Origin of the sequence: Pseudoxanthomonas sp. Root630 (assembly GCF_001427585.1) — a bacterium.
Lineage (GTDB): Bacteria > Pseudomonadota > Gammaproteobacteria > Xanthomonadales > Xanthomonadaceae > Pseudoxanthomonas_A.
This window is the reverse complement of sequence record NZ_LMGY01000002.1, coordinates 74413-98038: the sequence shown is the minus strand read 5'-3', so window position 1 is coordinate 98038 and position 23626 is coordinate 74413. Positions and strand designations below refer to the sequence as shown.

Annotated in this window: 21 protein-coding genes, 1 tRNA gene and 2 pseudogenes; 14 read left to right on the top strand and 10 right to left on the bottom strand. The window is 65.0% G+C overall.

Going from position 1 to position 23626, the window contains the following annotated elements; all coding sequences use genetic code 11:
* Positions 1–165 precede the first annotated feature (165 nt).
* Positions 166–438 carry a hypothetical protein gene (locus ASD72_RS20805; RefSeq protein ID WP_155944439.1) on the bottom strand — a complete coding sequence of 91 codons (273 nt, stop codon included), beginning with the start codon at positions 436–438 and terminating at the stop codon, positions 166–168.
* Between the two features lie 59 nt (positions 439–497).
* On the bottom strand, positions 498–974 hold the full coding sequence (locus ASD72_RS03400; protein ID WP_056878574.1) for an Hsp20/alpha crystallin family protein: 477 nt from the start codon (positions 972–974) through the stop codon (positions 498–500).
* Between the two features lie 359 nt (positions 975–1333).
* Here ASD72_RS03400 and ASD72_RS03395 point away from each other — a divergent pair, with 359 nt between their 5' ends.
* The 3 genes from ASD72_RS03395 to ASD72_RS03385 all read left to right on the top strand — a co-directional run bounded on the left by ASD72_RS03395 (position 1334) and on the right by ASD72_RS03385 (position 2899).
* Entirely contained in the window at positions 1334–1960 is a 627-nt protein-coding gene (locus tag ASD72_RS03395) for a tyrosine-type recombinase/integrase (RefSeq protein WP_056878573.1), read from the top strand.
* A gap of 86 nt (positions 1961–2046) precedes the next feature.
* Positions 2047–2388, top strand: coding sequence for a cupin domain-containing protein (locus ASD72_RS03390; protein ID WP_056878572.1), 342 nt, complete (start codon positions 2047–2049; stop codon positions 2386–2388).
* A 28-nt stretch (positions 2389–2416) separates the two neighbouring features.
* Positions 2417–2899 carry a YetF domain-containing protein gene (locus ASD72_RS03385; protein ID WP_155944452.1) on the top strand — a complete coding sequence of 161 codons (483 nt, stop codon included), beginning with the start codon at positions 2417–2419 and terminating at the stop codon, positions 2897–2899.
* 39 nt (positions 2900–2938) lie between these two features.
* Here ASD72_RS03385 and ASD72_RS03380 read toward each other — a convergent pair whose 3' ends face one another.
* Positions 2939–3559 carry a hypothetical protein gene (locus ASD72_RS03380; protein ID WP_056878570.1) on the bottom strand — a complete coding sequence of 207 codons (621 nt, stop codon included), beginning with the start codon at positions 3557–3559 and terminating at the stop codon, positions 2939–2941.
* A 413-nt stretch (positions 3560–3972) separates the two neighbouring features.
* On the opposite strand from ASD72_RS03380, the gene ASD72_RS20800 reads away from it, so the two are divergent.
* The 6 genes and pseudogenes from ASD72_RS20800 (at position 3973) to ASD72_RS03355 (ending at position 8285) form a co-directional block, all read left to right on the top strand.
* Positions 3973–4137, top strand: a complete 165-nt coding sequence (locus ASD72_RS20800) for a hypothetical protein (RefSeq protein ID WP_155944438.1) — start codon at positions 3973–3975, stop codon at positions 4135–4137.
* Between the two features lie 166 nt (positions 4138–4303).
* A pseudogene (locus ASD72_RS03375) lies at positions 4304–5055 on the top strand (hypothetical protein).
* Positions 5056–5118: 63 nt separating this feature from the next.
* Positions 5119–5520: a host attachment family protein gene (locus ASD72_RS03370; protein ID WP_056878569.1), complete on the top strand. Its 402-nt coding sequence runs from the start codon at positions 5119–5121 to the stop codon at positions 5518–5520.
* Complete coding sequence (locus ASD72_RS03365) at positions 5517–5864, top strand: thioredoxin family protein (protein WP_056878568.1); 348 nt, start codon at positions 5517–5519, stop codon at positions 5862–5864. Before ASD72_RS03370 ends, ASD72_RS03365 begins: the two co-directional genes overlap by 4 nt.
* Positions 5865–5876: 12 nt before the next feature.
* Positions 5877–7973 (top strand): catalase, encoded by a 2097-nt coding sequence (locus ASD72_RS03360; RefSeq protein WP_056878567.1) that lies wholly within the window; start codon positions 5877–5879, stop codon positions 7971–7973.
* 54 nt (positions 7974–8027) lie between these two features.
* Complete coding sequence (locus tag ASD72_RS03355; RefSeq protein WP_056878566.1) at positions 8028–8285, top strand: hypothetical protein; 258 nt, start codon at positions 8028–8030, stop codon at positions 8283–8285.
* A gap of 13 nt (positions 8286–8298) precedes the next feature.
* Here ASD72_RS03355 and ASD72_RS03350 read toward each other — a convergent pair whose 3' ends face one another.
* Positions 8299–8481: a hypothetical protein gene (locus tag ASD72_RS03350; protein ID WP_056878565.1), complete on the bottom strand. Its 183-nt coding sequence runs from the start codon at positions 8479–8481 to the stop codon at positions 8299–8301.
* A gap of 116 nt (positions 8482–8597) precedes the next feature.
* On the opposite strand from ASD72_RS03350, the gene ASD72_RS03345 reads away from it, so the two are divergent.
* On the top strand, positions 8598–10298 hold the full coding sequence (locus ASD72_RS03345) for an AarF/UbiB family protein (RefSeq protein WP_056878564.1): 1701 nt from the start codon (positions 8598–8600) through the stop codon (positions 10296–10298).
* A gap of 19 nt (positions 10299–10317) precedes the next feature.
* On the opposite strand, the gene ASD72_RS03340 is transcribed toward ASD72_RS03345, so the two are convergent.
* Complete coding sequence (locus tag ASD72_RS03340) at positions 10318–11364, bottom strand: SDR family oxidoreductase (RefSeq protein ID WP_155944451.1); 1047 nt, start codon at positions 11362–11364, stop codon at positions 10318–10320.
* A 989-nt stretch (positions 11365–12353) separates the two neighbouring features.
* On the opposite strand from ASD72_RS03340, the gene ASD72_RS03335 reads away from it, so the two are divergent.
* On the top strand, positions 12354–15239 hold the full coding sequence (locus ASD72_RS03335; RefSeq protein WP_056878562.1) for an EAL domain-containing protein: 2886 nt from the start codon (positions 12354–12356) through the stop codon (positions 15237–15239).
* 238 nt (positions 15240–15477) lie between these two features.
* On the opposite strand, the gene ASD72_RS03330 is transcribed toward ASD72_RS03335, so the two are convergent.
* Together ASD72_RS03330 and ASD72_RS03325 are read right to left on the bottom strand one after the other, a co-directional pair.
* Positions 15478–16734, bottom strand: coding sequence for an integrase arm-type DNA-binding domain-containing protein (locus ASD72_RS03330; protein ID WP_056878561.1), 1257 nt, complete (start codon positions 16732–16734; stop codon positions 15478–15480).
* 176 nt (positions 16735–16910) lie between these two features.
* Positions 16911–16987 (bottom strand) — tRNA-Met (locus ASD72_RS03325).
* A 116-nt stretch (positions 16988–17103) separates the two neighbouring features.
* Between ASD72_RS03325 and ASD72_RS03320 the strand changes: the two are divergent.
* The 3 genes and pseudogenes from ASD72_RS03320 to bfr form a co-directional block, all read left to right on the top strand.
* Positions 17104–17583 (top strand): annotated as a pseudogene (locus ASD72_RS03320) (RNA pyrophosphohydrolase); the annotation flags it as partial.
* Between the two features lie 183 nt (positions 17584–17766).
* On the top strand, positions 17767–17979 hold the full coding sequence (locus ASD72_RS03315) for a (2Fe-2S)-binding protein (protein WP_056878621.1): 213 nt from the start codon (positions 17767–17769) through the stop codon (positions 17977–17979).
* A gap of 119 nt (positions 17980–18098) precedes the next feature.
* A complete protein-coding gene (gene bfr / locus ASD72_RS03310; protein ID WP_056878620.1) occupies positions 18099–18575 on the top strand; it encodes a bacterioferritin in 477 nt (158 codons plus the stop codon).
* Here bfr and ASD72_RS03305 read toward each other — a convergent pair.
* The 3 genes from ASD72_RS03305 to ASD72_RS03295 form a co-directional block, all read right to left on the bottom strand.
* Entirely contained in the window at positions 18542–21019 is a 2478-nt protein-coding gene (locus tag ASD72_RS03305; RefSeq protein ID WP_081420107.1) for a hybrid sensor histidine kinase/response regulator, read from the bottom strand. The two genes, bfr and ASD72_RS03305, sit on opposite strands and share 34 nt — an antisense overlap.
* A 2-nt stretch (positions 21020–21021) precedes the next feature.
* Positions 21022–22902: an EAL domain-containing protein gene (locus ASD72_RS03300; protein ID WP_056878559.1), complete on the bottom strand. Its 1881-nt coding sequence runs from the start codon at positions 22900–22902 to the stop codon at positions 21022–21024.
* Positions 22903–22984: 82 nt separating this feature from the next.
* Positions 22985–23605 carry a DUF4126 domain-containing protein gene (locus tag ASD72_RS03295; RefSeq protein WP_056878558.1) on the bottom strand — a complete coding sequence of 207 codons (621 nt, stop codon included), beginning with the start codon at positions 23603–23605 and terminating at the stop codon, positions 22985–22987.
* Positions 23606–23626: the final 21 nt, after the last annotated feature.

The following is a 23626-nucleotide window of genomic DNA, read 5'->3' as shown; positions in this document are numbered from 1 at the left end:
CAACCCATTATTGCAGGCAGATGTCAGCTTTGGGTCGTAAGCGGCCTCGGGAGCCGAGCCCAAAGGCCGCCTGGGAGCCGTTTGCTACCTAGGCCTCCGTCTGCTCGGCCATCTCCTACGCGAAGGAGATCGACCAATTGCCTCAGCCCCCTGCGTCACGAGGAGTTAATTGGTTGTTCCGTGTCGCGGCACGGCCAGGTCGGCCAACTCCGCTGTCCAATCCTCGGCAAATGCCTCGCACCGCTCGGCAAGATATTCGCTGCGACGCGCATAGGCAGGCACTACCGGGCCTAAGGAGGCAATCTCCAATGCTTCGCGCCAACTCGCCAGCAGTGTCTTTGAATCTCCATGAGCGCGGGCTAAGGCCTGCAAGGCAACCCGCAGCACATAGACCTGCGCTTGCAGGTCGCAAATGACCTCTTCATTCTCTCTGTCCACGACCGTTCCTCCTCGACGAGCTCGCTGCCCGGGCCAAGCCCGGGCAACGAAAGTCGGCATCACGAGTTGTATACCGCGCCCACCTGAATGCGCCGAGGCGTGGTTTCCGGGCGCTTGGGAATGACGATCTGCAACACGCCATTGTGACCAGAGGCAGTGATGCCATCGGGATCGGCGCTGTCGGGCAAGGCGAACCGGCGGTAGAAACTGCCGTGGCGGCGCTCAATGCGCGAGAAGCTATCTGTCTCGAGCCTCTCTTCGCTACGTCGCTCGCCTTTAATCGTCAGCATGCCTTTTTCCATTTGCACATCGATCTCCTGAGGATCGACGCCGGGCAAATCGGCAAAGAGCACGAAACGATCAGTTTCTTCCTTGATGTCTACACGGGGCACCCATTGGCTGGTGACCACTGAGGACTCATCCGTAGAGTCGTTTTGGAACAGGCTCCCTTCGAAAAGTCGGTCGAGTACTTGCTTGATCGGGTCATGCGCAACACCTTGGCCAGCCCATGGGGAAGAGCGAACTAAATTCTTCATGGCAGGGGTCTCCTATTAGCGTATGAGGGCAGCCGATACGCCGCCCATTCCGCAGATAGAATCGACCCCATATTTTTCAAGAATCGAAAAACGCTACGAGCTCGATATTAAGTATTTATTCAGGCATGCAAAGACAGCGTTAGACATGCCTCACAGCTGCCTAGCAGGCAGGAAAGTCGAAGTGCGGCTCGCGTCTGGTTTAAGCGAAAAGGAGCCGGTACCCAAGTCTGGCTGGACATGGGCAGCAATGACTGCCATGGGTCGGAAGCTGCCACGGCTGACCACCCCGCGGGTTCATAACGACTACAACACATAGGCAACTTGAGCCTCTCCTTCCCATCCGGGAATAGGAGACAGCTATGAAGGGCTTCACCAATCACTCTCCGGCTCGGCCGGCTTGGAACCTTGGCAAGATCGTCGGCCAGAAGGCGCCACTCAAGCTTAAGGAAATCTGGTCAGTCAGGGTCCGGCTTCAGCTGAAGGGGGATAAGCGTCAGCTGGCACTCTTTGATCTCGCAATCGATAGCAAGCTTCGGGCGTGCGATCTGGTTGGACTACGCGTCCGTGACGTTGCACATGGCTCCCACATTGGTACTCGAGGATGCGTCATCCAACGGAAGACGAAGCATCCCGTACAGTTCGAGATCACTCAACAGACCAGAGAGGCCTTGGCTACATGGATCGATAGCCAAAAGCTCGGGCTAGACGATCACCTCTTTCCAGGCGGTCAGCGTGGCTCTCCTCATCTGTCTACGCGCCAGTACGCCCGTCTAGTGAAGGCCTGGGTCTCAAGCATCGATCTGGATCCCGTGAACTACGGCACGCACTCCATGCGTCGCACCAAGGCATCACTCATCTATCAACGGACCAAGAACCTGCGTGCTGTCCAACTGTTGCTTGGGCACAGCAAGATTGAGAGTACCGTCCGCTACCTTGGCGTGGAGGTGGACGACGCCCTGCTGCTCGCTGAGCAAACCGAAGCATAGTTCGTCCAAAGAAAGCGCCCTCGCGCTCACAGGATCCTGACGCAATCCGTCGCAAGCTTGAACTGCATCCGTCCTGACGTGAGCCAATGAAATCCCGACATCTCCGCATGGGCAAGGGCTTCCTGCCCATCTTCACATGCCATGGCGTCCAGGCCGCGCAAATGGTGATCCCGCCGGGCGGCCGCGAGGGCGGGCCGCACAACTGTCACCGGGGTGCAGACCAGTGGTTGTTCGTGATGGCGGGCAATGGCCTCGCCATCGTGGAGGGCGCGCGACGGGTCCTCAAACCCGGCAGTCTGCTGCTGATCGAGCGGGGCGAAGTGCACGAGATCAGGGCGACCGGGCGCACGCCGCTTAAGACGGTCAACTTCTACGCTCCGCCTGCCTACACGGTCGCCGGCAACGAACGCGCCGCGGGCCGGCCGTGAAGAAAGGTGCGGCGACATGACCGGCGTAGTGCGAAGCCTGTTCGAACTCGGCATGCCATGGTGGGAATTCGTCCTCAGGGCGGTCGCGGTGTATGTCGCGGTGCTGCTGATGGTTCGCGTCACCGGAAAGCGTACCATCGGACAGTTCACGCCCTTCGACCTGCTGGTCGTGGTGCTGCTGGGCACGGCGGTACAGAACTCCCTCATCGGCAGCGACACCTCGCTGCTCGGTGGGCTGATCCTCGCCGCGACCCTGTTGGCGATGAACTGGGCGGTAGGGCGGCTTTCCGCCAGAAGCCGGCGCTTCGACCGCTGGGTGGAAGGTCGGCCGGTCATCCTGGTGCGGCACGGCGAGCTGTTCCGCGACGAGTTGCAGCGACAGGCGGTGAGCGAACAGGATTTCGCCATCGCGCGACGGTCTGCCGGTTACGCGACGCTCGCCGATGTGGAGCTGGCGGTCCTGGAAACCTCGGGCGAGATCACCTTCATCGGCAGCAAGGGCGATCGCTGACCGCCCCCGCGCCGGATCAATGCCGGTCGCCCGGCAGCTTCAATGCTTGCGACCCAGCATCTCGTCGCGGCTCTGCTCGGCACGCGACGCGCCAATGGCGGTTTCCACTTTCTTGACCTCTTCCGGCGGCGGCAGCACTGCGGGCATGCCAAGGGACTGAATCCACAACTCCCGGCACCATCCCATCGTGTGGTAGAGGTGGTGGTCCTCGTCGCTTTCGACCGCCTTGTAGGCTGGCTCCAGGATCTTGGCCAGGGTGCGGTCGTGTTCCACCACCTTGCCGATGAGCTCCCAGTTCTGGTGGTCCTTGGTTTCGGCCAGCACCACGCACTCGGCCGCGACGAGCTCGGCACCGGCCTTGTCGCCCTTCTGCATGGCCATCTCGATCGCGCGGACCAGCGAGGCGCCCATGTGCGCCACGACCTCGCGCCCGGGCGACATCTCCTCCGTGTCCATCTCCAGTTGTTCGAAGACGCGTGTCAGCACCTGCTCGTGCGTGCGGGTCTCCTCCAGGTATTCGCCCCATTCCTTCTTCAGGTCCTTGTTCACGGCGGCCTTGATGGCGGCGGTGTAGATCTGGATGCCGCCACGCTCGGTCTCCAGCGCTTGCAGGAGCAACTCGTGGACCTGGTCTGAACTGACTTTGCCGGCGCGTGCCATGGCGATAATCCTCGTGTTGGAAAGAACGTACTTGATAGCGCTCACCTCGCGAACTGCGTGTGAGTGCATCGTGAGCGTCGACTTCACCAAGCTAAGCAGGCGTGGTGCGTGGTTCGTCCATGCAGACATTTCGCGACTTAGCGCGACCGCACAGCAAGAGATTGGACGCGATTAGGCGATCGTGGATATCGCGTTGCATGCGCTCGTCGTCGCAGCGACCTGCATCGCACGATGCGAAAGCGCGTGTCCACGCATCGCGCGATGCGATGCCCGTCGTGATGTGCAGCTTTGTCGACGAAAAGTGAGTTCAGTGAAGTCGATCTTCATTAACTCAGCGTGCATTCCGCGCTCACATGCAACGGCGCAGAGTGGCTTCGCGATCACATGAGATCGCGTCCATCAGGAACACCGACATGCCGAACCAGACACAAAACGACAAGCAGCAGACGCCCGGTCGCAACCAAGACCAGACCACGCAGGGCACGCAGCACAATCGCGGCAAGGATGAGCAGCAGGGCCAGCAGAAGCCGCAGGGCACCCTGCAGCAGAAGCCGCGCGACGATCGCGACGACGCCTGAGCGCACGCCGCAGCGAGGGAGGCGAAGTCTTCCTCGCTCGTGCCGCACAGCGAGACTCTCGCACACACCGAACCACCCGCAGGGCGCTAAGGCGCCATCGCGACTCGCACACATCCATACCCCTCCGGCATGCCGATGCATGCCGTCAGCCCCAAAGGACACGCACATGGCACGCGATACTTCTCAGCGAGATGCAAACAGGGATCCCATCACCGGCGCACCGGGCTCGCACCCGGTCGGTGTCGGCGTAGGTGGCGTAGCAGGCGGCGTGGCCGCCGGTGCGCTGGCGGGCACGGTATTCGGACCGATTGGCACGCTGATCGGGGCCGCGGCGGGCACGCTCGCTGGCGCCGCAGCCGGAAAGGGCGTCGCCGAGCGCATCGATCCCACCGGCGAGGTCGAATACTGGCGCACTACCGCGCCGTCACGTCCGTACTACACGGGCGAGTACGATTTCCAGCGCGACTACGCGGGCGTCTATCAGGCCGGTGCCGTGGCGCGCGGCGAATACCCAACGAATCCTGGGAAGACGCCGAGCGTCGCTTGCAGGCCAGCTGGGATGCTGACCGCGGCGACTCGCGCCTTGACTGGGATCGCGCACGTCCGGCCGCGCAGGATGCGTGGGAGCGCGCCGACCGCACGTACAACGCCTACGCCTGGAGCGACGATACCTATTCCCGCCGCTTCGAAGCCGCGGATTACCGCAAGGAAGGCGACGAGTACGACGATTACCGCCCTGCGTATCGCTATGGCACCTATGCGCGCGGCGAGTACGCGGACCGCGACTGGGACGACAACCTCGCGTCGGACCTGGAGCGTGGTTGGGATCGGTTCAAGGGCTCTTCGCGCCTGACCTGGGAGCGCGCCAAGCACGCGGTCGCCGATGCGTTCACGCTGGATCGCCAGCGTCCGCACTGATGAGGGGAACGTCGCCGCCTCCCCGTGTGGGGGCGGCGTCGGACTTTCGACGAGGAGAACGACATGACGTCATTACCGCTGGACGCGCTGGTCGTGGTCGCCGATGGCGAGGGAGCGCGCGTGTTCCGCAATCGGGGCGAGCAGGGTGTGGTGTCGTTGCACCAGTACGATCTGCTCGAACTGTTGAACGTGAACGACGACGGGCCTGCCCGCAGCATGCCGGGCGAGTCGACGAGCCGGCAGCTCGACGAGGCTACGTTTGCCAAACAACTGGCCAAGGGTCTCAACGAAGCCGCACTCAAACAGCAATACGAACATCTGGTGCTGGTGGCGGATCCGACCACGCTGGGCCGCGTTCGCCCGCTGTTGCACAAGGAGGCCACGCAGCGCCTGCTCGCCGAAGTGGGCAAGGACCTCACCAACGTGCCGCTGGAAAACATCGAACGCGCGATCGCCGCGCCATGAGCTACCAGCCTCACTACGCCACGCGCGAACCGCTGCGGTCCGGGGTGGACGGCGAACCGGGCCTGGTCGTACTGGAGTTCGGCGCGCCATGGTGCGGCCATTGCCATGCCGTCCAACCGTTGCTGGACGAATTGCTCACCCAGCATCCGGAGGCCACCCACGTGAAAGTGGAAGACGGCAAGGGACGCCCGCTGGGCAGATCGTTCGGGGTCACGCTCTGGCCCACGGTCATTGTCATGGAGCAGGGCAAGGAACTTGCCCGTGCCGTGAGGCCCACGACGCTCCATGACCTGCGTTCCCTCGATGACGCGCTGTCCGCGCGCGTCGTGCCCCCTGTCCGATAGAACGGAGACGCCATGGCCACCCGGAAGAAGCCGACGACCGCATCCAAGACCTCGGCGAAGCGCGCGTCTGCCCGCGGCGCAGGCGACGAACGCCACGATCAAGCGGGAGGCCGCCATCCTCCGCTGACCACCAATCAGGGCATTCCCGTCGCCGACAACCAGAATTCCTTGAGGGCTGACCCGCGCGGCCCCACGCTGCTGGAGGACTTCATCCTCCGGGAGAAGATCACCCACTTCGACCACGAGCGCATCCCCGAGCGGATCGTCCACGCACGCGGCTCGGCCGCGCACGGCTATTTCGAACTCAAGAAATCGCTGGCCAAGTACACCACCGCCAAGGTGTTGACCGAAGTGGGCGCGCGCACGCCGGTGTTCACCCGCTTCTCGACCGTCGCCGGCGGCGCGGGCTCGGTGGATACGCCGCGTGACGTGCGCGGGTTCGCCGTCAAGTTCTACACCAGCGAGGGCAACTGGGACCTGGTGGGCAACAACATCCCGGTGTTCTTCATCCAGGACGCGATGAAGTTCCCCGACGTGGTCCACTCGGTGAAGATGGAGCCGGACCGCGGCTTCCCGCAGGCCGGCAGCGCGCACGACACGTTCTGGGACTTCGTATCGCTGACGCCGGAAACGATGCACATGATCATGTGGGCGATGAGCGACCGCACGATCCCGCGGTCGCTGCGCACCATCGAAGGATTCGGCGTGCACAGCTTCCGGCTGTTGGACCACTCCGGGACGTCAACGTTCGTCAAGTTCCATTGGCGGCCCGTGCTGGGCATCCAGTCCACCGTCTGGGACGAGGCGGTGAAGCTGCAGGCTGCCGACAACGATTTCCACCGCAGGGACCTGTTCGAGGCGATCAAGTCCGGTGCGTTCCCCGCATGGGACCTGGGCGTGCAGCTGTTCACCGAGGAAGAGGCGGAGGCATTCCCGTTCGACCACCTCGACCCGACCAAGCTGATCCCGGAGGAAACCGTCCCGCTGACGATCATCGGCCGCATGGTGCTGGATCGCTGGCCCGACAACTTCTTCGCCGAGACCGAGCAGGTGGCGTACTGTCCGGCCAACATCGTGCCCGGCATCGACTTCAGTGACGATCCGCTGCTGCAGGGTCGGCTGTTCTCCTACCTGGATACCCAGCTGTCGCGGCTGGGCGGGCCCAATTTCCATCAGATCCCGATCAATGCGCCGAAGTGCCCCTTCGCCAATCTGCAGCGCGACGGTCACATGCAGATGGCCGTGCCGAAGGGACGGGTGAACTACGAGCCCAGCTCGCTGCAGGCGGACTCGCCGCGCGAAACGCCTGCAGGATTCCGTAGCCATGCGACGCCGGTGGAAGCGGGTGGAAAGCAGCGCCTGCGCCCCGAATCCTTCGCCGACCACTACAGCCAGGCGCGCCTGTTCTTCCGCAGCCAGAGCGCGCATGAGCAGGCGCATATCGCGTCGGCGCTGGTGTTCGAGCTGTCGAAGGTACAGACGCCGCATGTCCGGGAAGCGGTCGTCGGTCATCTGCGCCATATCGACCCGGCACTGGCGAAGCGCGTGGGCGCCGGGCTCGGGATGGCCGGACTGCCGGAAGCGCCGCCGACTGCGGTTGCACCGAAGGATCTGCCGGCCTCCCCGGCGCTGCGCATCATCGACCGCATGCGCGACACGCTGGAAGGGCGCGCCGTGGGGCTGCTGGTCGATGATGGTTCCGATGCGGGCTCGGTGAGGGCTCTGCGCAAGGCGATCGAGCGGGAAGGCGCCACCGTCAAGATCGTGGCCCCGCGGGTGGGTGGCGCCACCCTGGATGACGGCGTGTTGCTACCCGCCGACGGACAGCTGGCGGGCACGCCGTCCGTCGTGTTCGACGCGATTGCGGTCTTGCTGAGTGCCGAGGCGGGCAAGCGTCTGGCGAAGGAAGCAGCCGCCGTCGATTTCGTGCGCGACGCGTTCGGCCATCTGAAGGCGATCGCTGTCGATGCCGGCGCGCAGGCGCTGGTGAAAGCGGCGGGGATCGGTCGCGATGCGGGGGTGATCGATGCCGATCTGACCGACGCCTTCATCGCCGCCGCGCGCACCCGGCAGTGGGATCGCGAGAAGAAGGTGCGGACATTGACTTAGGCGCGTAGCGCGTCCGCGCACGCATGACACCCACGACAGATCGAGGACTCGCACATGGAAAACCTGACCGCCGGCTATACCTTCCTGGGCTTCTTCCTGTTCGCACTGGGGCTGGTGCTCTCGGTGCTCTGGATCCTGGTGCCGTTCGCGGTATTCGGCATCAAGGGCTTGCTGCGGCGGCAGATCGAAGAGCAGCGACGCTCCAATGAGCTGCTGGCTACGATCGCGCAGCGGCAACAGATCTTCGCCGACACCTATGCGGCGACGCCGACCACCGTGGTACGCGAGCGACCGGTCGTGCCGCCGCTCTGAGGCGCGCTACCGCTCAGCGCGGGACGCCTTCGCGCGCATCCGGGTAGTCCTTCTCCGGGTCGGGCCGATCTTTCCGAGGTGCGTCGGGTTGATCGTGCTCCTTCCAGCACGCCTTGTCGTTGCGATGCTTGTCCGGCGTGTTCGCCTTCTCGCCGTCGCTGCGCGGGTTGGGCTTGTGCGTAAGAGGCTGGCTCATCGGGTTCACCCAAGGTATCGACCGATGCGATTGCAACCCTTGCCGGGTGAGCAGGGCGTGAGCCGTGACCTTTCGCATTCACTTCGCACTCACTGCCCGCGCGCGACAACATCTGCATGACGGAAACCAGCACGCGCACCTCGCCTTCGACAGCCGCTGAAGAGAGCAGGCTCTCACGACGGGCCGCGATCCTCGGCTTCCTGTTCCGCTACCGGAAGTCGGGCGTGTTCAACGGCCTCTCGTTGGAACCGACGATGCTGGACGAGGACATCGTCGACGACGGCAGCCCGGAGAAATTCGCCGACGAACTGGAAGCGTTGGGCCCGACATTCGTGAAGCTCGGCCAGATGCTGTCCACCCGGCCGGACCTGGTACCTGCGGCCTATGCCGCTGCGCTGGAGCGGATGCAGGAGAAGGTCACGCCCGTGTCGTTCGAGGTGATCCGCGACCAAGTGGAACAGGCGCTCGGCGTGCGCATCAGCAAGGCGTACGCGAGTTTCGACGAGACGCCCTTGGGATGCGCATCCCTGGCACAGGTCCATCGGGCGACGCTGCGCGACGGTCGGGAGGTGGCGGTCAAGGTGCAGCGGCCCGGCGTGGCGCAGCAGCTGATGGCGGATCTGGAGCTGTTGCGCGGCATCACCGGCACGGCGGACCGGTTCACCGACGTCGGCCGGCATGTGCGCTTCTCGGAATGGCTCGGCGAGTTCGCCCGTTCGCTGACGGCCGAACTGGACTACGTGGCGGAAGCCGAGAATCTCGAACGCTTCCGCAACCATCTGGCGCCCTTCAAACAGTTGTGGGTGCCCGCGCCGGTCTGGGACTACACCGCCAAGCGCGTGCTGACGATGGAACTCGCCGACGGTCGGCGCGTGGACCAGATCTCCGGACTGCGCCGGACCGAGCAGGGCATGACGCCGCTGGCGGAGGATCTGCTACGCGGCTATCTGGACCAGGTGTTCGTGCACGGCGAGATCCACGCCGATCCGCACCCCGGCAACCTGCGCGTGACCGACGACGGGCGCCTGGCCATTTTCGACTTGGGGATGGTGGCCAATGTGCCGCCGCGCCAGCGCGATCGCCTGCTCAAACTGCTGTTCGCCGCCGTCGACGGGCGCGGGGAGCAGGTCGCGGAGGAATGCATCGCACTCGGCATCCGGCTGGAGGACTACGACGAGCCCCGCTTCCTGCGCGAAGTCGGCCAGCTGATCGCGCGCTACGGCGCGCACCAGGCCTCCATGTCGGAGGGCAGGGTGGTGCTGGAGCTGGTCCGTATCGCCACGCAATGCGGGCTGCGCCCGCCGCCCGAACTCAGTCTGCTGGGCAAGACATTGCTCAATCTGGACACGGCCTGCCACCTGCTGGCGCCGGACCTGGACACGCAGCGCGTGGTGGAAGACCAGTTGCAGCACGTGATGCGCGCGCGCCTGCGCAAGTCGTTGTCCTCGCCGAGCCTGGCCAGCGAGCTGATGGAAGTGCAGGCACTGCTGCGCGATGGGCCGCGGAAGCTGTCGGACATCCTGTCACTGGTGGCGGAGAACCGCTTCCAGATGCGGGTGACCGGCCTGGAGGAATCCCGGCTGATGGAGAACCTGCAGAAGATCGCCAACCGCATTTCGGTGGGCGTGATCACGGCCTCGTTGATCCTCGCCTCCGCGATGATGATGCGCGTGCCGTCATCGCATACGCTGTGGGGCTACCCCGTGGTGGCGCTGGTGCTGTTCTTGCTGGGCGTGGCGCTGGGCGCCAGCATCATCGTCAGCTCGCTGCTTAACGACCACCGCGCGCGGTCGCGCGAGGAGCGCGGACCGCGCTGATGGCAACCGTATGCTCCGTTCAGCCCTTCGGTCCGCCCATTACCGGCAAGACAATGCCGTTGACGTAGGACGACATCACCGGGGACGCGAGGAAGACGAACGCGGGCGACAGTTCCTCCGGCTGCGCGGGCCGTCCCATCGCACTGTCCTTGCCGAACGCGGCGACCTCATCGGCCGGTTTGTCGGCGGGGTTGAACGGCGTCCATACCGGGCCGGGTGCGACGGCATTCACGCGGATGCCGCGTTCCAGCAGGTTGGCCGCCAACGCCTTGGTGAAGGCGTGCACGGCACCTTTGGTGGCCGAGTAGTCGATCAACTGCGGGCTGCCGAACAATCCGGTGACCGAGCCGCAGTTGACGATGGATGCGCCGCGTTCCATGTGGGGCAGGCACGCCCGGGCCATGTGGATGTAGCCCGCCACGTTGGTCTGCAGGGTTTCCTGAAGGTGTTCATCAGTCAGGTCTTCCAGTCGCTCGGCGTGCAATTGGAATCCCGCGTTGTTCACCAGCACGTCGATGCCGCCGAACTGTTTCGCCACTTTGTCGGCGGCGCGCTTGCAGAACGCGGAATCCCGGACGTCGCCGGGGATGAGCAGCGCGTTGCGACCTTCCTTCTCGATCCAGCGTGCCGTTTCCCTCGCATCGACGTGCTCGTTGAGATACAGGACAGCGACATTCGCGCCCTCGCGCGCGAACAGCACGGCGACGGCGCGGCCGATGCCCGAATCGGCTCCGGTCACGATCGCGGTAAGGCCTTCCAGCTTGCCGCTACCGCGGTAATCCGGCGCCTCAAACGCGGGAGCGAGCGCAAGGTCCGCTTCAGCACCTGGCTTGCGCAAATGTTGCGCAGGCATGTGTACCGGCTGAGTTCGCACGCCGGCCTGCATGGCCTTCTTTGGAGACTTCTTTTCCTTGGCGGCGACGTCCTTGCGGTCTATCTCGGTCTGCAGCTTGCGTTGGCGCTTGACGGTGTTCTGCGCGGCCGAAGACGAAGCACTTTTCCTCGATGCGGTCTTCTTGGTTCCCATTGCGTAGCCCTCCGGATGACGATGCCATGATGGCGCCATCGTGCGTCGCCAGCATGTGATCGCAGCCGGCTTACATCCCCACGTGTGCCGACAGAGCGCCGCGCCTCGCAAGAGGTACTTTGTGGCTCCCCATGCATTGGCGTTGAGGCCGACCCTGATGGAGCACAAGATCTTAAACGTGGTGAGCCCAACCAACTTCGAGATAAGGACTGCATATCCGACAAGGCTGCTGGCGGGGCAGATCCGGTACCACTCATCTACTTGATGTAGGTTTGCTCTCAGGGTTGGTATCCATGCGGTCCAGACGGCCAGGGCTTAAAGACCTGACACGGGCCTCATGCAACCAGTCTGAATCGTTCAGCTAGCGCCCCAGCCGTTTCTACGCGCGAGAGCGAGCACAGAAGCTTCGGCGCTCTTGGACGTCTGGTGACGTGCGGAGGTAACTACGTCAACGCGTGCTCGCTCGCCCGCAACCCGAAACATTGCGCGGCCTTGCCAGTATGTGGCGCCTAGGTGATCGGTCTTCTCGATGGTCTGGACTGTGACCTGGTGCCCGTTTTCCGTAATGGTCGTGACGCTCATCGGCCAGCTACCTCCGTTCACAACGGAGCGTACCTCAAGATTCGGCGTCAAAAAGAACAGCCGAAGCGCGCGCTAGATACCAGAGGAGGCGGATGTCCATTTCCGGCCGGAAACCGAGTTGCGAGTATCAGTTGATGGGCGCATCCGCGCAGTGCGGATGCGCCGACGGTAGCTGAGGTGCCCCGGAGGCCGTTTCTCGAGTTGCGATGGAACCGACCATCAAGGCGTCCCGATGCATGCCGCTATCGTGGAGTACGGTGGTGTTCCGCCGTACTCAAGAAAGAGGGCTTCACGCCGATCGTGCGCACTCTCAGTTAGCTTCCCGCCACCATGAAGCCTCTCTTCGTGTCATGGACCTATCACGAAAAAGACAAACCGGCGGCGCTTTCGAACCCAGAGGGGAAAGCACCATGGATCCCGGCGGACGTTCATGGAGGCGGCTGGGTGTGGCTCTGGGTCTGGTGCTGTCGGTGGCCGTGGTGGCCGCCATCTATCACGATCGCACTACGCGCATCGAGGCAGCGGAGCGGCGTGCGCTGGGGGTGGCAAAAGGCATAGACCGGTTGCTCTTCTACGAGATCCGCAATCTCGAGCGCGCGCTACGGGGCATGGCGAGCGTGGCGGACGGTTTCGCAGCCCAGGGCGGCGCGGCCGGGCCGTGGGATATCGCGAGCGAGATACGCGGCGTCATCGGGCGTAATACCGAGATCCAGGATATCGATCTCTTTGCGCGCGACGGCACGCCGATACGCGTGGGTGTCAGCATCGATACCGCGCCAGCCTCCCTGCCACGATTCGAGGGCCGGGACTTCCTGGTGGGGGATCTTCAGGCCGGCGGGCGCGGCGAGCCTGTGCTTCCGTTGTACTTCCGGACGCCGGAACACCATGTGCTGGCCGCCCGCCTGAGGACGTCCGAGTTGTCGCGCATGCTCGAAGGCGCCGACATCGGTACGTGGGGAAGCGCCGTGATACTCGACGAGAGTGGCCGCATCCTCGCACGCACCGGCAACAGCTACCGCTTTACCGGGCGGGTGGTGGACGTGCCATTACTGGGTCGCGACGGTACGGCGCAGGCGACCCTGGTGAGCCCGTTGGACGGCGTGAAACGCCGCGCCAGCTTCACCTCGACGAGCCAGTATCCCTTCGTCGTCGCCGTGGGCATTGCCGAGCGCGAAGTCTTGGCCGCCTGGTGGAACTACAGCGGCGCGGTCGCCCTGTTCCTGCTTGTGTACTGGACGGGCTTCTTCTACTACACGTACGCGCTGGAGAGGACGGAGCGCGCCCGCATCGCGACGCAGGCAGAGCTGTTGCGGCACGCCGACTGGCTGAGCAAGGCGCAGGACGCATCGCACGCAGGCGTCTGGGCGCTGGACGTTGACAGGGAACTCGTGCGCGCGACGGCGCAGGCGGCCTCGCTGTTCGGTTTCGCGCCGAAAGATGCGGTCATCCCGCTCGAGGATTTCTTCTCGCGCATCCATGGGGACGATCGCCACCCTGTTCAGGTCCAACTGTCGGACGCGCTGGCCGACCGGCGCAATTTCCGGTCCGAGTACCGCGTGGTTCTTCCCACAGGAGAGACCCGCTGGATCGAGGCTGCAGGTGCGATGGTGGGGCTGGATGAAGGCGGCCAGCTGATGACGGGCACGATCGTCGATATCACCGAGCGTCGCGAAGCGAGCGCTCAGGTCGAACGCGCCGAACGGCAGTTCCGCGAGTTGTTTGATCGCAATCCTCTGCCGTTCTGGGTGTTCGACGGCGCGACGCTGCGTTTTCTGGCGGTCAACCATGCCGCGGTCGCTCGCTACGGGTACACGGCGGAAGAGTTCCTGGCCATGTCGATCCTCGATATCAGGCCGGAGGACGAGCGTGCCGATGTGATCGACGATGCCATGCGCCTGAATGGCAGGGGCGACCCCGGCCGCGTGTGGGTGCACCGGCGGAAGGATGGCAGCACCCTGTTCGCCAGGGTCTACAGCAGCGACATCGTCTTCGATGGGCGTACCGCGAGGCTGGTGCTTGCCGAGGATGTCACCGAGCGCGTTGAGCACGAGAGATTGTTGGCGTGGCGCGCAACCCACGAAGAATCCATCGGCCTCTTGAAGCTGAGTGCATTGACGGCGGAGGTCGATGCCTGGCGCGCGCAGCAGGCAGCGGCCTTTGCGGTCGTCTACGTGCAGCTGCGGGACCTGGAGATCGTCGCGCCGACGCTGGGTCGCCGGCTGGGCCTGGCCCTGCTGACGGACATCGCGGATCGCCTGACACGCCTAGGCGCAGCCCACGGACCAGTCGCATACGTGCCCTCCGATGCCTTTGTGCTGGTGGCGAAAGACGCCGCTCAGGCGGGGATCCTTTGTGCCGCGATTGCGCACGCATTGTCCCTGCCCGTCGAGTTCGAAGGCGGCAGCTATCGCGTGGACGGGTCACTCGGCGTCGCGCACGCCGCTGCCGGCGATCCGTCGACGGCGGAACAGGTGATCGATCATGCGGCGCTGGCCGCGCTGGAATCGCGGGCGACCGGCCAGAAGGAAGTGGCTTACTCCGAAGGGATGGCGGAAATCGCCGCGCATCGGCTCGCCATGGTGGAAGGGCTGCGTGCGGCGATCGCGGCAGGAACGCTCGATCTCCACTTCCAGCCTATCGTGGATATCGCGTCCGGCAAGGTCGTCGCCGCGGAAGCGTTGTTGCGCTGGGACAGCCCACGGTGGGGCCAAGTCTCGCCCGCCACGTTCGTGCCGCTAGCGGAGGAATCCGGACTGGTCGTGCCGCTCGGGTGCTGGGTCATCGAACAAGCGGTGCGGGCGCGGGCGCAGCTGCGCGCGCAGGGGCATGGAGACATTGCCGTGGCGATCAACATATCCGCACAGCAGTTGTCAGCCGGGGGCGTGGCGGAATGGTTGACCCGCGTAGCAGGGGAACACGGCATCGACGGTCGCGGCTTCCATGTGGAGATCACCGAAACCGCCATGATGCAAAGCCCGGAGGAAGTGCGTCGCTCGCTTGAGGCGCTGCGCGATGCGGATGTCTGCATCTCGGTCGACGACTTCGGTACCGGCTTCTCCAGCATGACGTACTTGCGCGAACTTCCCCTGGACTATTTGAAGCTGGATCGGAGCTTCGTGCGCAACGTCCACCAAGATCAGCGCAATGCCGCGATCTGCAGGGCGCTGATCGAACTGGCGCATGGCATCGGACTGAAAGTCATCGCGGAAGGCGTCGAGGTGGAAAGCGAGTTCCATTGGCTACAACAGCACGGGTGCGACCAGGCACAAGGCTACCTTCTCGGCCGGCCAGCACCCTTGGATACTCTGATGGGACGCCTCCCTTCCGCATGAAGTTGTCCGATCTGCGAGGTAGCGATTGAAAGTCACGCCACCGGCGGGCGGCATGAGAGCCGCATAGCGAGCCTGCCAATGCCTTCTTCCTTACCAATGTCCCAGCGCAGCGCAGACAACCTTCCACACTAGTGGAGAGATCATCCTGCGGAGGTTTCCCAAGCGCGGGGGGGGGACGCATCGCCGATACCGATGCGATGGCCGCTTCTGGCCGGAAGCGGACCTGCCTTTGATGAAATCAGGCTGCTTTGGAATCGAGCTGCGCTTCTATTCCCATCGCTTTGCACGCGTCCAAATAGTCCGCCCACGCCTGCATCATCTTCTTTCGTTCAGGCATATGCTTGGCGAGGTTATAGATCGCCCGCACGCCTTGTCCCTTATGGGCGAGCTGACGCTCGATCGCGTCCGGATTGAATCCGAGTTCGTTGAGCAGAGTGGAGGCCATGTGGCGAAACCCATGGCCAACAATGGTGTTGCCATCGTAGCCAAGGTTTCTCAAGGCTGCGTTTACCGTGTTCTCGGACATGCAGCGCTTGGGGTCGCGCACCCCGGGGAAAACGTATTCTCGATGTCCGGTCAGTGGCATTAGGTCTCGGAGGATGGCTACCGCTTGCTCTGCGAGTGGCACAACGTGTGGCTCGGTGTTCGGATCCTCCTTGTCCGCCTTTAGCAACTTCCTCCGACTGGCTGGAATTACCCAGCGCGCGCCATCAGGATGATCAAGGTCGAACTCGGCCCAGCGGGCGCCCCGGAGTTCGCCAGGACGCACGAAGGTCATAGGGGCCAACTTCAAGGCCGCAGAGGTAGCGGGTTCACCCCGATATCGGTCCATTGCCCGCAGAAGTCCGCCGACCTCTTTCGGATCTGTGATCGTAGGAAAGCTGCGCTTCCGACGTGATGGAAGGGCCGCACCCAGGTCCGCAGCTGGGTTGCGGTCGGCTCGCTCCGTAGCTACGGCGTACTTGAACACGCTGCTCATCGCTGCCATGACCCGATGAGCCTGTTCATGATGACTGCGCTCAACCATACGGGTCAGTAAGGGGCGTAGATCCGAAACTCCGACTTCTGCAATCGGTTTTTTGCCAATCCAGGGAAAGACATGAGCTTCAAGACGCACTTTTTGCTTGGCATGGTGGCTGTCGGTCCAGCCGTGCGCTTTCACGGCCAGCCATTCACGTGAGATGACTTCGAAGCTATTGCCGGCCCGCTCGACGCCGGCAGATTGCTCTGCCTTCCGGTGCTCGCCGGGGTCGATCCCTGCGGCGAGCTGCTTGCGAGCCCGATCGCGCTCGGCGCGGGCTTCTGCGAGGCCTGTGTCAGGGTAGGTGCCCAGGCTAAGGGTGTTCCGCTTGCCTGAGACAGGGCGCCGGTAATCCAGTCGCCACCAGCGCGCGCCATCTGGTCGGAGAATTAGGTAAAGACCGCCGCCGTCGCGCAACTTGAGCGGCTTTTGTTCAGGTTTTGTTTTGCGGATGGCGGTATCGGTCAGGGGCATGCGGTAACGATCTTGGCGGTAACAGGTTTGGCGGCATGCCGCCTACCGCCAAAGTTACCGCCCCTTACCGCCGGCTTGCAACGGATGTCCCCGGACTACTCGGGACACAAAAAAGGCCGGAAGCCTTGATATATCGGGGCTTCCCGGCCTTAGTTGGACTTGCTCGTACTATCACGTGGTGGCTATGGGTGGACTCGAACCACCGACCCCAGCATTATGAGTGCTGTGCTCTAACCGGCTGAGCTACATAGCCGCGTGAACCGCGTATTCTTCATTTCTGCCCCCTCCGTGTCAACCGGGCGGCGCGTGCTTGTCGCTTCCGGCGGGGCGTGGCAGAGTCGGGGGCAGTAGATTTCAGGAGTCCGCATCGTGATCGATCCGGACGGCTACCGACCCAATGTCGGTATCGTGTTGATGCGGCCGGATGGCCGGGTGTTCTGGGCGCGACGGGTGCGCCGGGATGGCTGGCAGTTCCCGCAAGGCGGCATGAACACGGACGAGACGCCGGTCGAAGCCATGTACCGCGAATTGCGGGAAGAAACAGGCTTGTTGCCCGAACATGTCGAAGTGTTGGGTGTCACGCCCGGCTGGCTGCGTTATCGGTTGCCGCCACGGGCGGTGCGCCGGAACGAACGCCAGGTATGCATCGGCCAGAAGCAGGTCTGGTTCCTCCTCCGCTTGGTCGGGGATGAGGCCCATCTGCGTCTGGACCTGACCGAAAGCCCCGAGTTCGACCACTGGCGCTGGGTGGATTTCTGGTACCCGGTCGAGCACGTGGTCCTGTTCAAGCGTCGCGTGTATGCCAGTGCCCTGGGCCATCTGGCTCCGTTCGCACGGGGGGTGGCGGGAGTGCAGGCGATTCCGCCGCCCTTGCCAGCCGTCCGGCCGCAGGAGGGTGTGCGCCGGCGCGGACGTAACCGGCCCGGACGTAAATGGGGCGGCGGCAGCGAACCCGTTCAGAATTGACAATCATTCTCATCTCGGGTGCAATAGCCACGGGCCGTTCCGCGCCCGCCGCGCTTGCTCCATACCGTGTACGTCTGTGTCTGCAATGGCGTGACCGACCGCCAGATCCGTGAAGCCGCCAACGCCGGCTGCACGACCGTGGCCGAGCTGACGATGCGGACGGGTGCCGGTGCCAACTGCGGCAGTTGCCTCGACATGGCGATGGATGTGCTGCAGGCCGCGCAGCCTGCGCCGCGTGAGTCCTTGTTCCCGATCCTGACGCTGTCCCACGCCGCCTGATTGTCGCGGCGACCGTCTGTCGGCGGCGCCCATCCTTCCGAATGATCACGATTCGCGTTCCGTCACCGAGCGCGCGCACGGGCTAACCTTTGCCGTCCTTCCGCCCACGGAGCATGGCCATGAAAGGCGACGCCAAGGTCATCGAGTACCTCAACAAGGCGCTCTACAACGAACTCACCGCCATCAACCAGTACTTCCTGCACGCAAAGATGCTGAAGAACTGGGGCTTCAAGGAACTGGCCGAGCACGAGTACAAGGAATCCATCGACGAGATGAAGCATGCCGACAAGCTGTCGGAGCGCATCCTGTTCCTCGATGGGCTGCCGAACTTCCAGGCGCTGGGCAAGCTGCGCATCGGCGAGACGCCGCGCGAGATCCTCGAGTGCGACCTGGCGTTGGAGCAGGAAGCGTTGCCGGTGCTGCGCGACGCCATCAAGTACTGCGAATCCGTGGCGGATTACGTCAGCCGCAAGCTGTTCGCCGACATCCTGGATTCCGAGGAAGAGCACATCGACTGGCTGGAAACGCAGCTGTCGGTGATCGACCGCATCGGCGAGCCGAACTACCTGCTGACGAAGCTCGAAGGCGACGACTGAGGCGTGGTGGCAGGCTGCGGGATCAGCGGCCTGCCCAACTGCTGGGCGGCGTAGCCCTGCAGCGCCATCCGGGCGCGCGCATATTCCGCGATGACCAGCGCAACCGCGACGGCCGGGCGCTCGAGCTTGCGTGCACGCGCGCCGAGTTCGACACGCTTGGCCGCAGCCGACAGCGCCATCGCGCCGACGTTGGCGCTGGATGATTTCAGCGTATGCGCCGCATCGCGCATCGCATCCAGGTCGGGTATCGCCGCGGCCTTCTCCAGCGTGGAGATCAGGCGCGGCGCGTCTTCGAGGAAGACCGTGATGATGCGGGCCGTCTCGTCGCCAGCGATCTCACGCAGCTCTTCCAGCATCGTCTGGTCCAGCACCGGAAAGCTCGGCGCCGGCGCGCGTGCGGTGGCGACGGCGGGTGCCGCAGGCGCGGGTTCGGCCGGCGCGGCGAGAGCGGCATTGCGTAGCACGAAGTTCATCCGGTCGGGCAGCCAGCGATTGAGGCAGCCTTCCAGTTGCTCGCGCGACACGGGCTTGGCGAGGTAGTCGTCCATCCCGGCGTCGAGGCAGCGCTGGCGATCGCCGGCCATGGCGTTGGCCGTCATCGCGACGATGGGGAGGCGGCCCCCCGTGTCGCGTTGCGTCTCGATCTCGCGCCAGCGGCGTGTCGCGGCATAGCCGTCCAGCACCGGCATCTGGCAATCCATCAGGATCAAATCGAAATGTTCCACCTGCATGCGCTTCAGCGCGATGTCGCCGTTCGCCGCCGTCTCGCATTTGAAGCCGAGAGCCGACAGCAGCTTCTGCGCGACCAGCAGGTTGACCGGGTTGTCTTCCACCAGCAGTAACCGGGGTTCGATCCGCATGGCGCTGACGACTGCAGGTTCGGGCGCCGAGGGAATCTCGATCGCGGCATCCGGCGTGGCCGGTGTCGGCGCGAACGCCGCGGTACCGGCCTCGGCGACGTCGGGGCCCGACGTGACGGGGTAAATCTCCTCCACCTCGGGTGCGGTCACGTCCGCGTCCTGCTCCGGTGCCGCGCCGATGAGTGCGGCGCGCAGGTCGGCGTCCGGCGATTGCCGCGAGAGCAGCGTGGCGCGGGGATGCAGTTCGGTCGGTACGGTCTCGTCGCCGTACAGCCATACGAGGCGAAGCGAGTCGGGCAGGGGGCGGCGTGTGATCGCGCGGTGCAGCGCAAGTGCCGTGCTGCGGATGCTGCCGATGTCGGCCAGCACCGCCAGGTAGTCCTGTTGTGCCTGTTCGGACACCAGCCTGAGGCGGTCCAGCGCTTCCTGCGTCGTTTCCACGGCTACCGGCTGCATGCCCCAGTTGGTGACCAGCAGGGTCAGGCGCTGCCGCAGGCGCGCGTCGGGCGAGACGATCAGCACGCGTCCGTGGTCCAGCACGCCGTTGTCGCGCTGGCGCAGATCGCCGATGACTTTCATCAGCGGGACTTCAAACCAGAAGGTCGAGCCACGGCCGACCTCCGACACCACGTCGATGCGACCCCCCATCAGGTCGACGATGCGCCGGCAGATCGCCAGCCCCAGACCCGTGCCGCCGTACAGGCGCGTGGTCGATGCGTCGGCTTGGCTGAAGGAATGGAACAGGCGGCCGCGCGCGTCCTCGTCGATGCCGATGCCGGTGTCCCGCACCTCGAAGCGCAGCAGGTGCTGCGCGGCGGTTTCGCCGAGACGGCGGACGACCAGCGTGACGGAGCCGCGGTCGGTGAACTTGATGGCGTTGCCGACCAGGTTCGTGAGGACCTGCCGCAAGCGCACGGGGTCGCCGCGCACCGGAAGCCGCACGGCCGGATCGAGCTGCAGGCTGAGTTTCAGCCCCTTGTTCTCCGCCGGGCGGTACATCAGCTGGAGCACGCTATCCAGCAATTCGCGCAGGTTGAAGCCGGTGATCTCGAGATCGAGTTTGTTGGCCTCGAGTTTCGAGTAATCGAGGATGTCATCGACGATGCGCAGCAACTGGTGCGACGAGGCCGTGGCGGTGGCCAGCATCTCGCGCTGGTCCGGCGCCAGCGGCGCGCGCGACAGCATCTCCAGCATCGGCACGATGCCGTTGAGCGGCGTGCGGATCTCGTGGCTCATCGTGGCGAGGAATTCGCCCTTGGCCATCGCCGCGGATTCGGCGGCCTGCTTCGCACGCACGAGTTCCTGCTCCAGCTGATCGTGCCGCTGCAGGTCGCGGCGCAGGCCGTCGCGTTCGGATTCGGCCATCGCTGCGCGGGCCTGCACGCCTGTGTGCTGGTGCGCCTGCGTACGTGCGCGCAGTGCTTCCGCCAGCGCGGTCGCCAACGTGGCGCCACCTGCGCCGAGCGCCACCGGCAACCAGGGGCCGTCGACTCCCGCTGCGTGCAGGCCGCCTGCAGCGACGGTGGCGGCGGCGAGCGCCGTCGTCAGCCAGGGGACTACCGGTGTACGCCCCGTGGCGGGCATGCTTACAGCACCGCGTTGTGGAAGTCGAAGCCGAGTTCGCTGCCGACGGCCTGCACCAGGTTGCCCTGGATGAAGTCGACACCGCCCATCCACATCGCGGCGGCGGCCTGCGGATCCTCGATCTGCTGGCCGATGACCTGCAGTCCCTGCCGGTGCGCTGCATCGATGACGCCACGCAGCTGGTCACGCAGCGCCGGATCGGCATGCGCGCTGGCGTACTTGCTGGAGACGCGCACGAAGCCCAGCGGGAGTTGCGTCAGCAGGGCGTCGGCCTCCGTGCCGGGCTCGAACTGGCTCAGGCAGAACTGCACGCCGGCCGGCATCAACTGTTGGCAGAACTGGCGCAGCGTGACGGTGTGGATCAGCGCATCGGCCAGGCGCAGGTCGATGACCAGCGATGTGCCTTCGATGCCGCGCGCGCGCAGGGCGTCGAGCAGCCACTGCGCGTGCGACTCGCGTGCCAGCGAGCGCGGCGACTGCGAGACGAACAGGCGCAGCGACGGACCTTCGGTCTGGCGTTCGGCCAGCACATACAGCGCGTGCTCGAGCACCCAATGGTCGATCTGGGCGATGCCGCCGGCGGATTCGGCCGCCGGGATGACCTGCGAGGCGGGAAGCAGCGACCCATCCGGCTGGCGCATGCGCAGCAGTACCTGGTACTGCGCCTGGTCGCTGCCGGCAACGGCGACGATCGGTTGGTAGGCGAGTTCGAACTGGCCGTCTTCGAGCGAAATGCTCGGTGCGTCCTCGTCCACCTGCGCGGGCTCGTAGGCGGCGAGGCTTTCCGCCTTGAGGCGGGCCTGCAGCACGGCGCGTTCGGTCGCTTCCAGCGCGCTGCCGGCATCGGCGAAGCCGAGCGACAGGGCGGTGTAGCCGACCGAGCCGCGCAGCTTCAGCGGCTCGTTGGCGCGGGCCTGGAAATCATGCGCCGTCAGGCCGTCGCGCAGCTGCTGCGCCAGTGCGGCCAGGGTGCCTTCATCGACGGCGTCGGCGAGCATCAGGAAACTGTTGTCGTTCAGTCGCGCGACCGGGTGCGGGGACGCGGCGGCAGCGAGTTGGCGGCCGGCCTGGTTCATCAGGTGCTCGAACACCGCGTAACCGTAGCGCTCCCGCAGGCTCAATGCGCTGCTGACCTCGACGAAGAACAAGCCGCCGCCGGCGCTTCGTTGCAGGTTGTCGGTGAGCTGCTGCAGCACGAACGTGCGCGTGGGCAGGCCGGTTTCCGTATTCAACGTCGCGCGCGGAAGCGCCTGCTGGCGCTGGCGTGCGCGCAGGATGCGATTGGAAACGGCGGCGATCAGGTGACGGGGGCGGATCGGCTTGTTGAGGAAGTCGTCCGCGCCGCTCTCCAGCACCTCGAACTGGCGCTCCGGGTCCGGATCGCCGGTGAGGAACACGATCGGCAGGTGCAGGTACTCGGGCTGCTGACGGATCAGCATCGTCAGCGACATGCCGTCCTTGCCCGGCATGTGCAGGTCCATCAGGACGAGATCGGGGTGGAAGCGGCGTATCGCATCGAGCACGCCGTCGGACTGCATCTGCACCTCGGCCTGCATGCCGGCGCCATGCAGCACGCTCTGCGCGAACAAGGCCTGCCCGCGGTCGTCCTCGACGATCATCACGCGGTAAGGGGACTCCGGATCGGCCGGCGGGGGCGGGGTGCCGGCATCATTCGCCACGGGGTTCGGTGGCGTGGATACAGCGTTGGGCGTGGGGGGCGATGGGGTCATCTCGACGGGCTCTCCGGCTCCGGGCAGTTCCGCGTCTTCCGGGGCGGCATCGCCCGTCCAGCGGCGCCAGTAATGCGCCGGCGGGGTTTCGGCACGCTGGCGTGAGCGCGGGGGCTCATCCTGCATGCGGGACGTGGCATCGATGGCGGACATCAGGCTTCCCCAAGCTGAGCCCCATTATGCGATGAAGTTCACAGGTGAGGCAGACCCATGATCCCCGATGCGCTGGCGCCTGTCACGGGCCAGAGGTCGGGGGTGATGCCTCCGTCGCAGGGAGTGGCTGCAGCAGCCGTTTCAGTCCGCGCGACAGGGTGCGCCAGACCCACCACACCGCGATGGCGACCAGCAGCGATACCCCCACGACAAGGAACAACGCAATCCAGGGGTGCGCAAAGGCCAGCGACAGGCCGCCGACCACCGCGGCATCCTCCGCCACGGAGGCGGTCCAGTTGCTCACGGGCTCGGGCGAGGTGTTCATCAGGGCGCGCGAACCGCTCTTCAGCAGGTGGCTGGTCAGCGCCACGCCGGCGCCCGCCGCCAGGGCGCCCCCGCTGAGCTGGCCATCCGGGGAGAGGGTGGCCGCGGCCAGGAAGGCGCCCGCCGGCACGCGGGCCAGGGTCTGCAGCAGGTCCCAGCCCGAATCCACGCCCGGGATCTTGTCGGCGAAGAATTCGGTCAGCGCGAGGGCGCCGGAGGTGCCGAGCACCCACCAGGATTCGGTCACCTGCAAGGCCGGCGGCAGGTCCAGCCAGCCCAGCGCACCGGCCAGGCCCAGGCCGAATACGGTCAGGTAGACACGGATGCCCGCCATCCATGCCAACAGGATCCCAATTACGAAAAGATGCGCTTCGGACATGTCTGCCACTCCCGGTAAACT

Excerpts from the sequence above, each read along its gene's own strand:
- ASD72_RS03370 (WP_056878569.1), top strand. The coding sequence starts at position 5,119 with ATGACGTCATTACCGCTGGACGCGCTGGTCGTGGTCGCCGATGGCGAG.
- ASD72_RS20800 (WP_155944438.1), top strand. The coding sequence starts at position 3,973 with ATGCCGAACCAGACACAAAACGACAAGCAGCAGACGCCCGGTCGCAAC.
- ASD72_RS03355 (WP_056878566.1), top strand. The coding sequence starts at position 8,028 with ATGGAAAACCTGACCGCCGGCTATACCTTCCTGGGCTTCTTCCTGTTC.
- ASD72_RS03365 (WP_056878568.1), top strand. The coding sequence starts at position 5,517 with ATGAGCTACCAGCCTCACTACGCCACGCGCGAACCGCTGCGGTCCGGG.
- ASD72_RS03330 (WP_056878561.1), bottom strand. The coding sequence starts at position 16,734 with ATGCCCCTGACCGATACCGCCATCCGCAAAACAAAACCTGAACAAAAG.
- ASD72_RS03295 (WP_056878558.1), bottom strand. The coding sequence starts at position 23,605 with ATGTCCGAAGCGCATCTTTTCGTAATTGGGATCCTGTTGGCATGGATG.
- ASD72_RS03400 (WP_056878574.1), bottom strand. The coding sequence starts at position 974 with ATGAAGAATTTAGTTCGCTCTTCCCCATGGGCTGGCCAAGGTGTTGCG.
- ASD72_RS03345 (WP_056878564.1), top strand. The coding sequence starts at position 8,598 with ATGACGGAAACCAGCACGCGCACCTCGCCTTCGACAGCCGCTGAAGAG.
- ASD72_RS03305 (WP_081420107.1), bottom strand. The coding sequence starts at position 21,019 with ATGCCCGCCACGGGGCGTACACCGGTAGTCCCCTGGCTGACGACGGCG.
- ASD72_RS03300 (WP_056878559.1), bottom strand. The coding sequence starts at position 22,902 with ATGTCCGCCATCGATGCCACGTCCCGCATGCAGGATGAGCCCCCGCGC.
- ASD72_RS03340 (WP_155944451.1), bottom strand. The coding sequence starts at position 11,364 with ATGGCGCCATCATGGCATCGTCATCCGGAGGGCTACGCAATGGGAACC.
- bfr (WP_056878620.1), top strand. The coding sequence starts at position 18,099 with ATGAAAGGCGACGCCAAGGTCATCGAGTACCTCAACAAGGCGCTCTAC.
- ASD72_RS03380 (WP_056878570.1), bottom strand. The coding sequence starts at position 3,559 with ATGGCACGCGCCGGCAAAGTCAGTTCAGACCAGGTCCACGAGTTGCTC.
- ASD72_RS03395 (WP_056878573.1), top strand. The coding sequence starts at position 1,334 with ATGAAGGGCTTCACCAATCACTCTCCGGCTCGGCCGGCTTGGAACCTT.
- ASD72_RS03390 (WP_056878572.1), top strand. The coding sequence starts at position 2,047 with ATGAAATCCCGACATCTCCGCATGGGCAAGGGCTTCCTGCCCATCTTC.
- ASD72_RS03350 (WP_056878565.1), bottom strand. The coding sequence starts at position 8,481 with ATGAGCCAGCCTCTTACGCACAAGCCCAACCCGCGCAGCGACGGCGAG.
- ASD72_RS03360 (WP_056878567.1), top strand. The coding sequence starts at position 5,877 with ATGGCCACCCGGAAGAAGCCGACGACCGCATCCAAGACCTCGGCGAAG.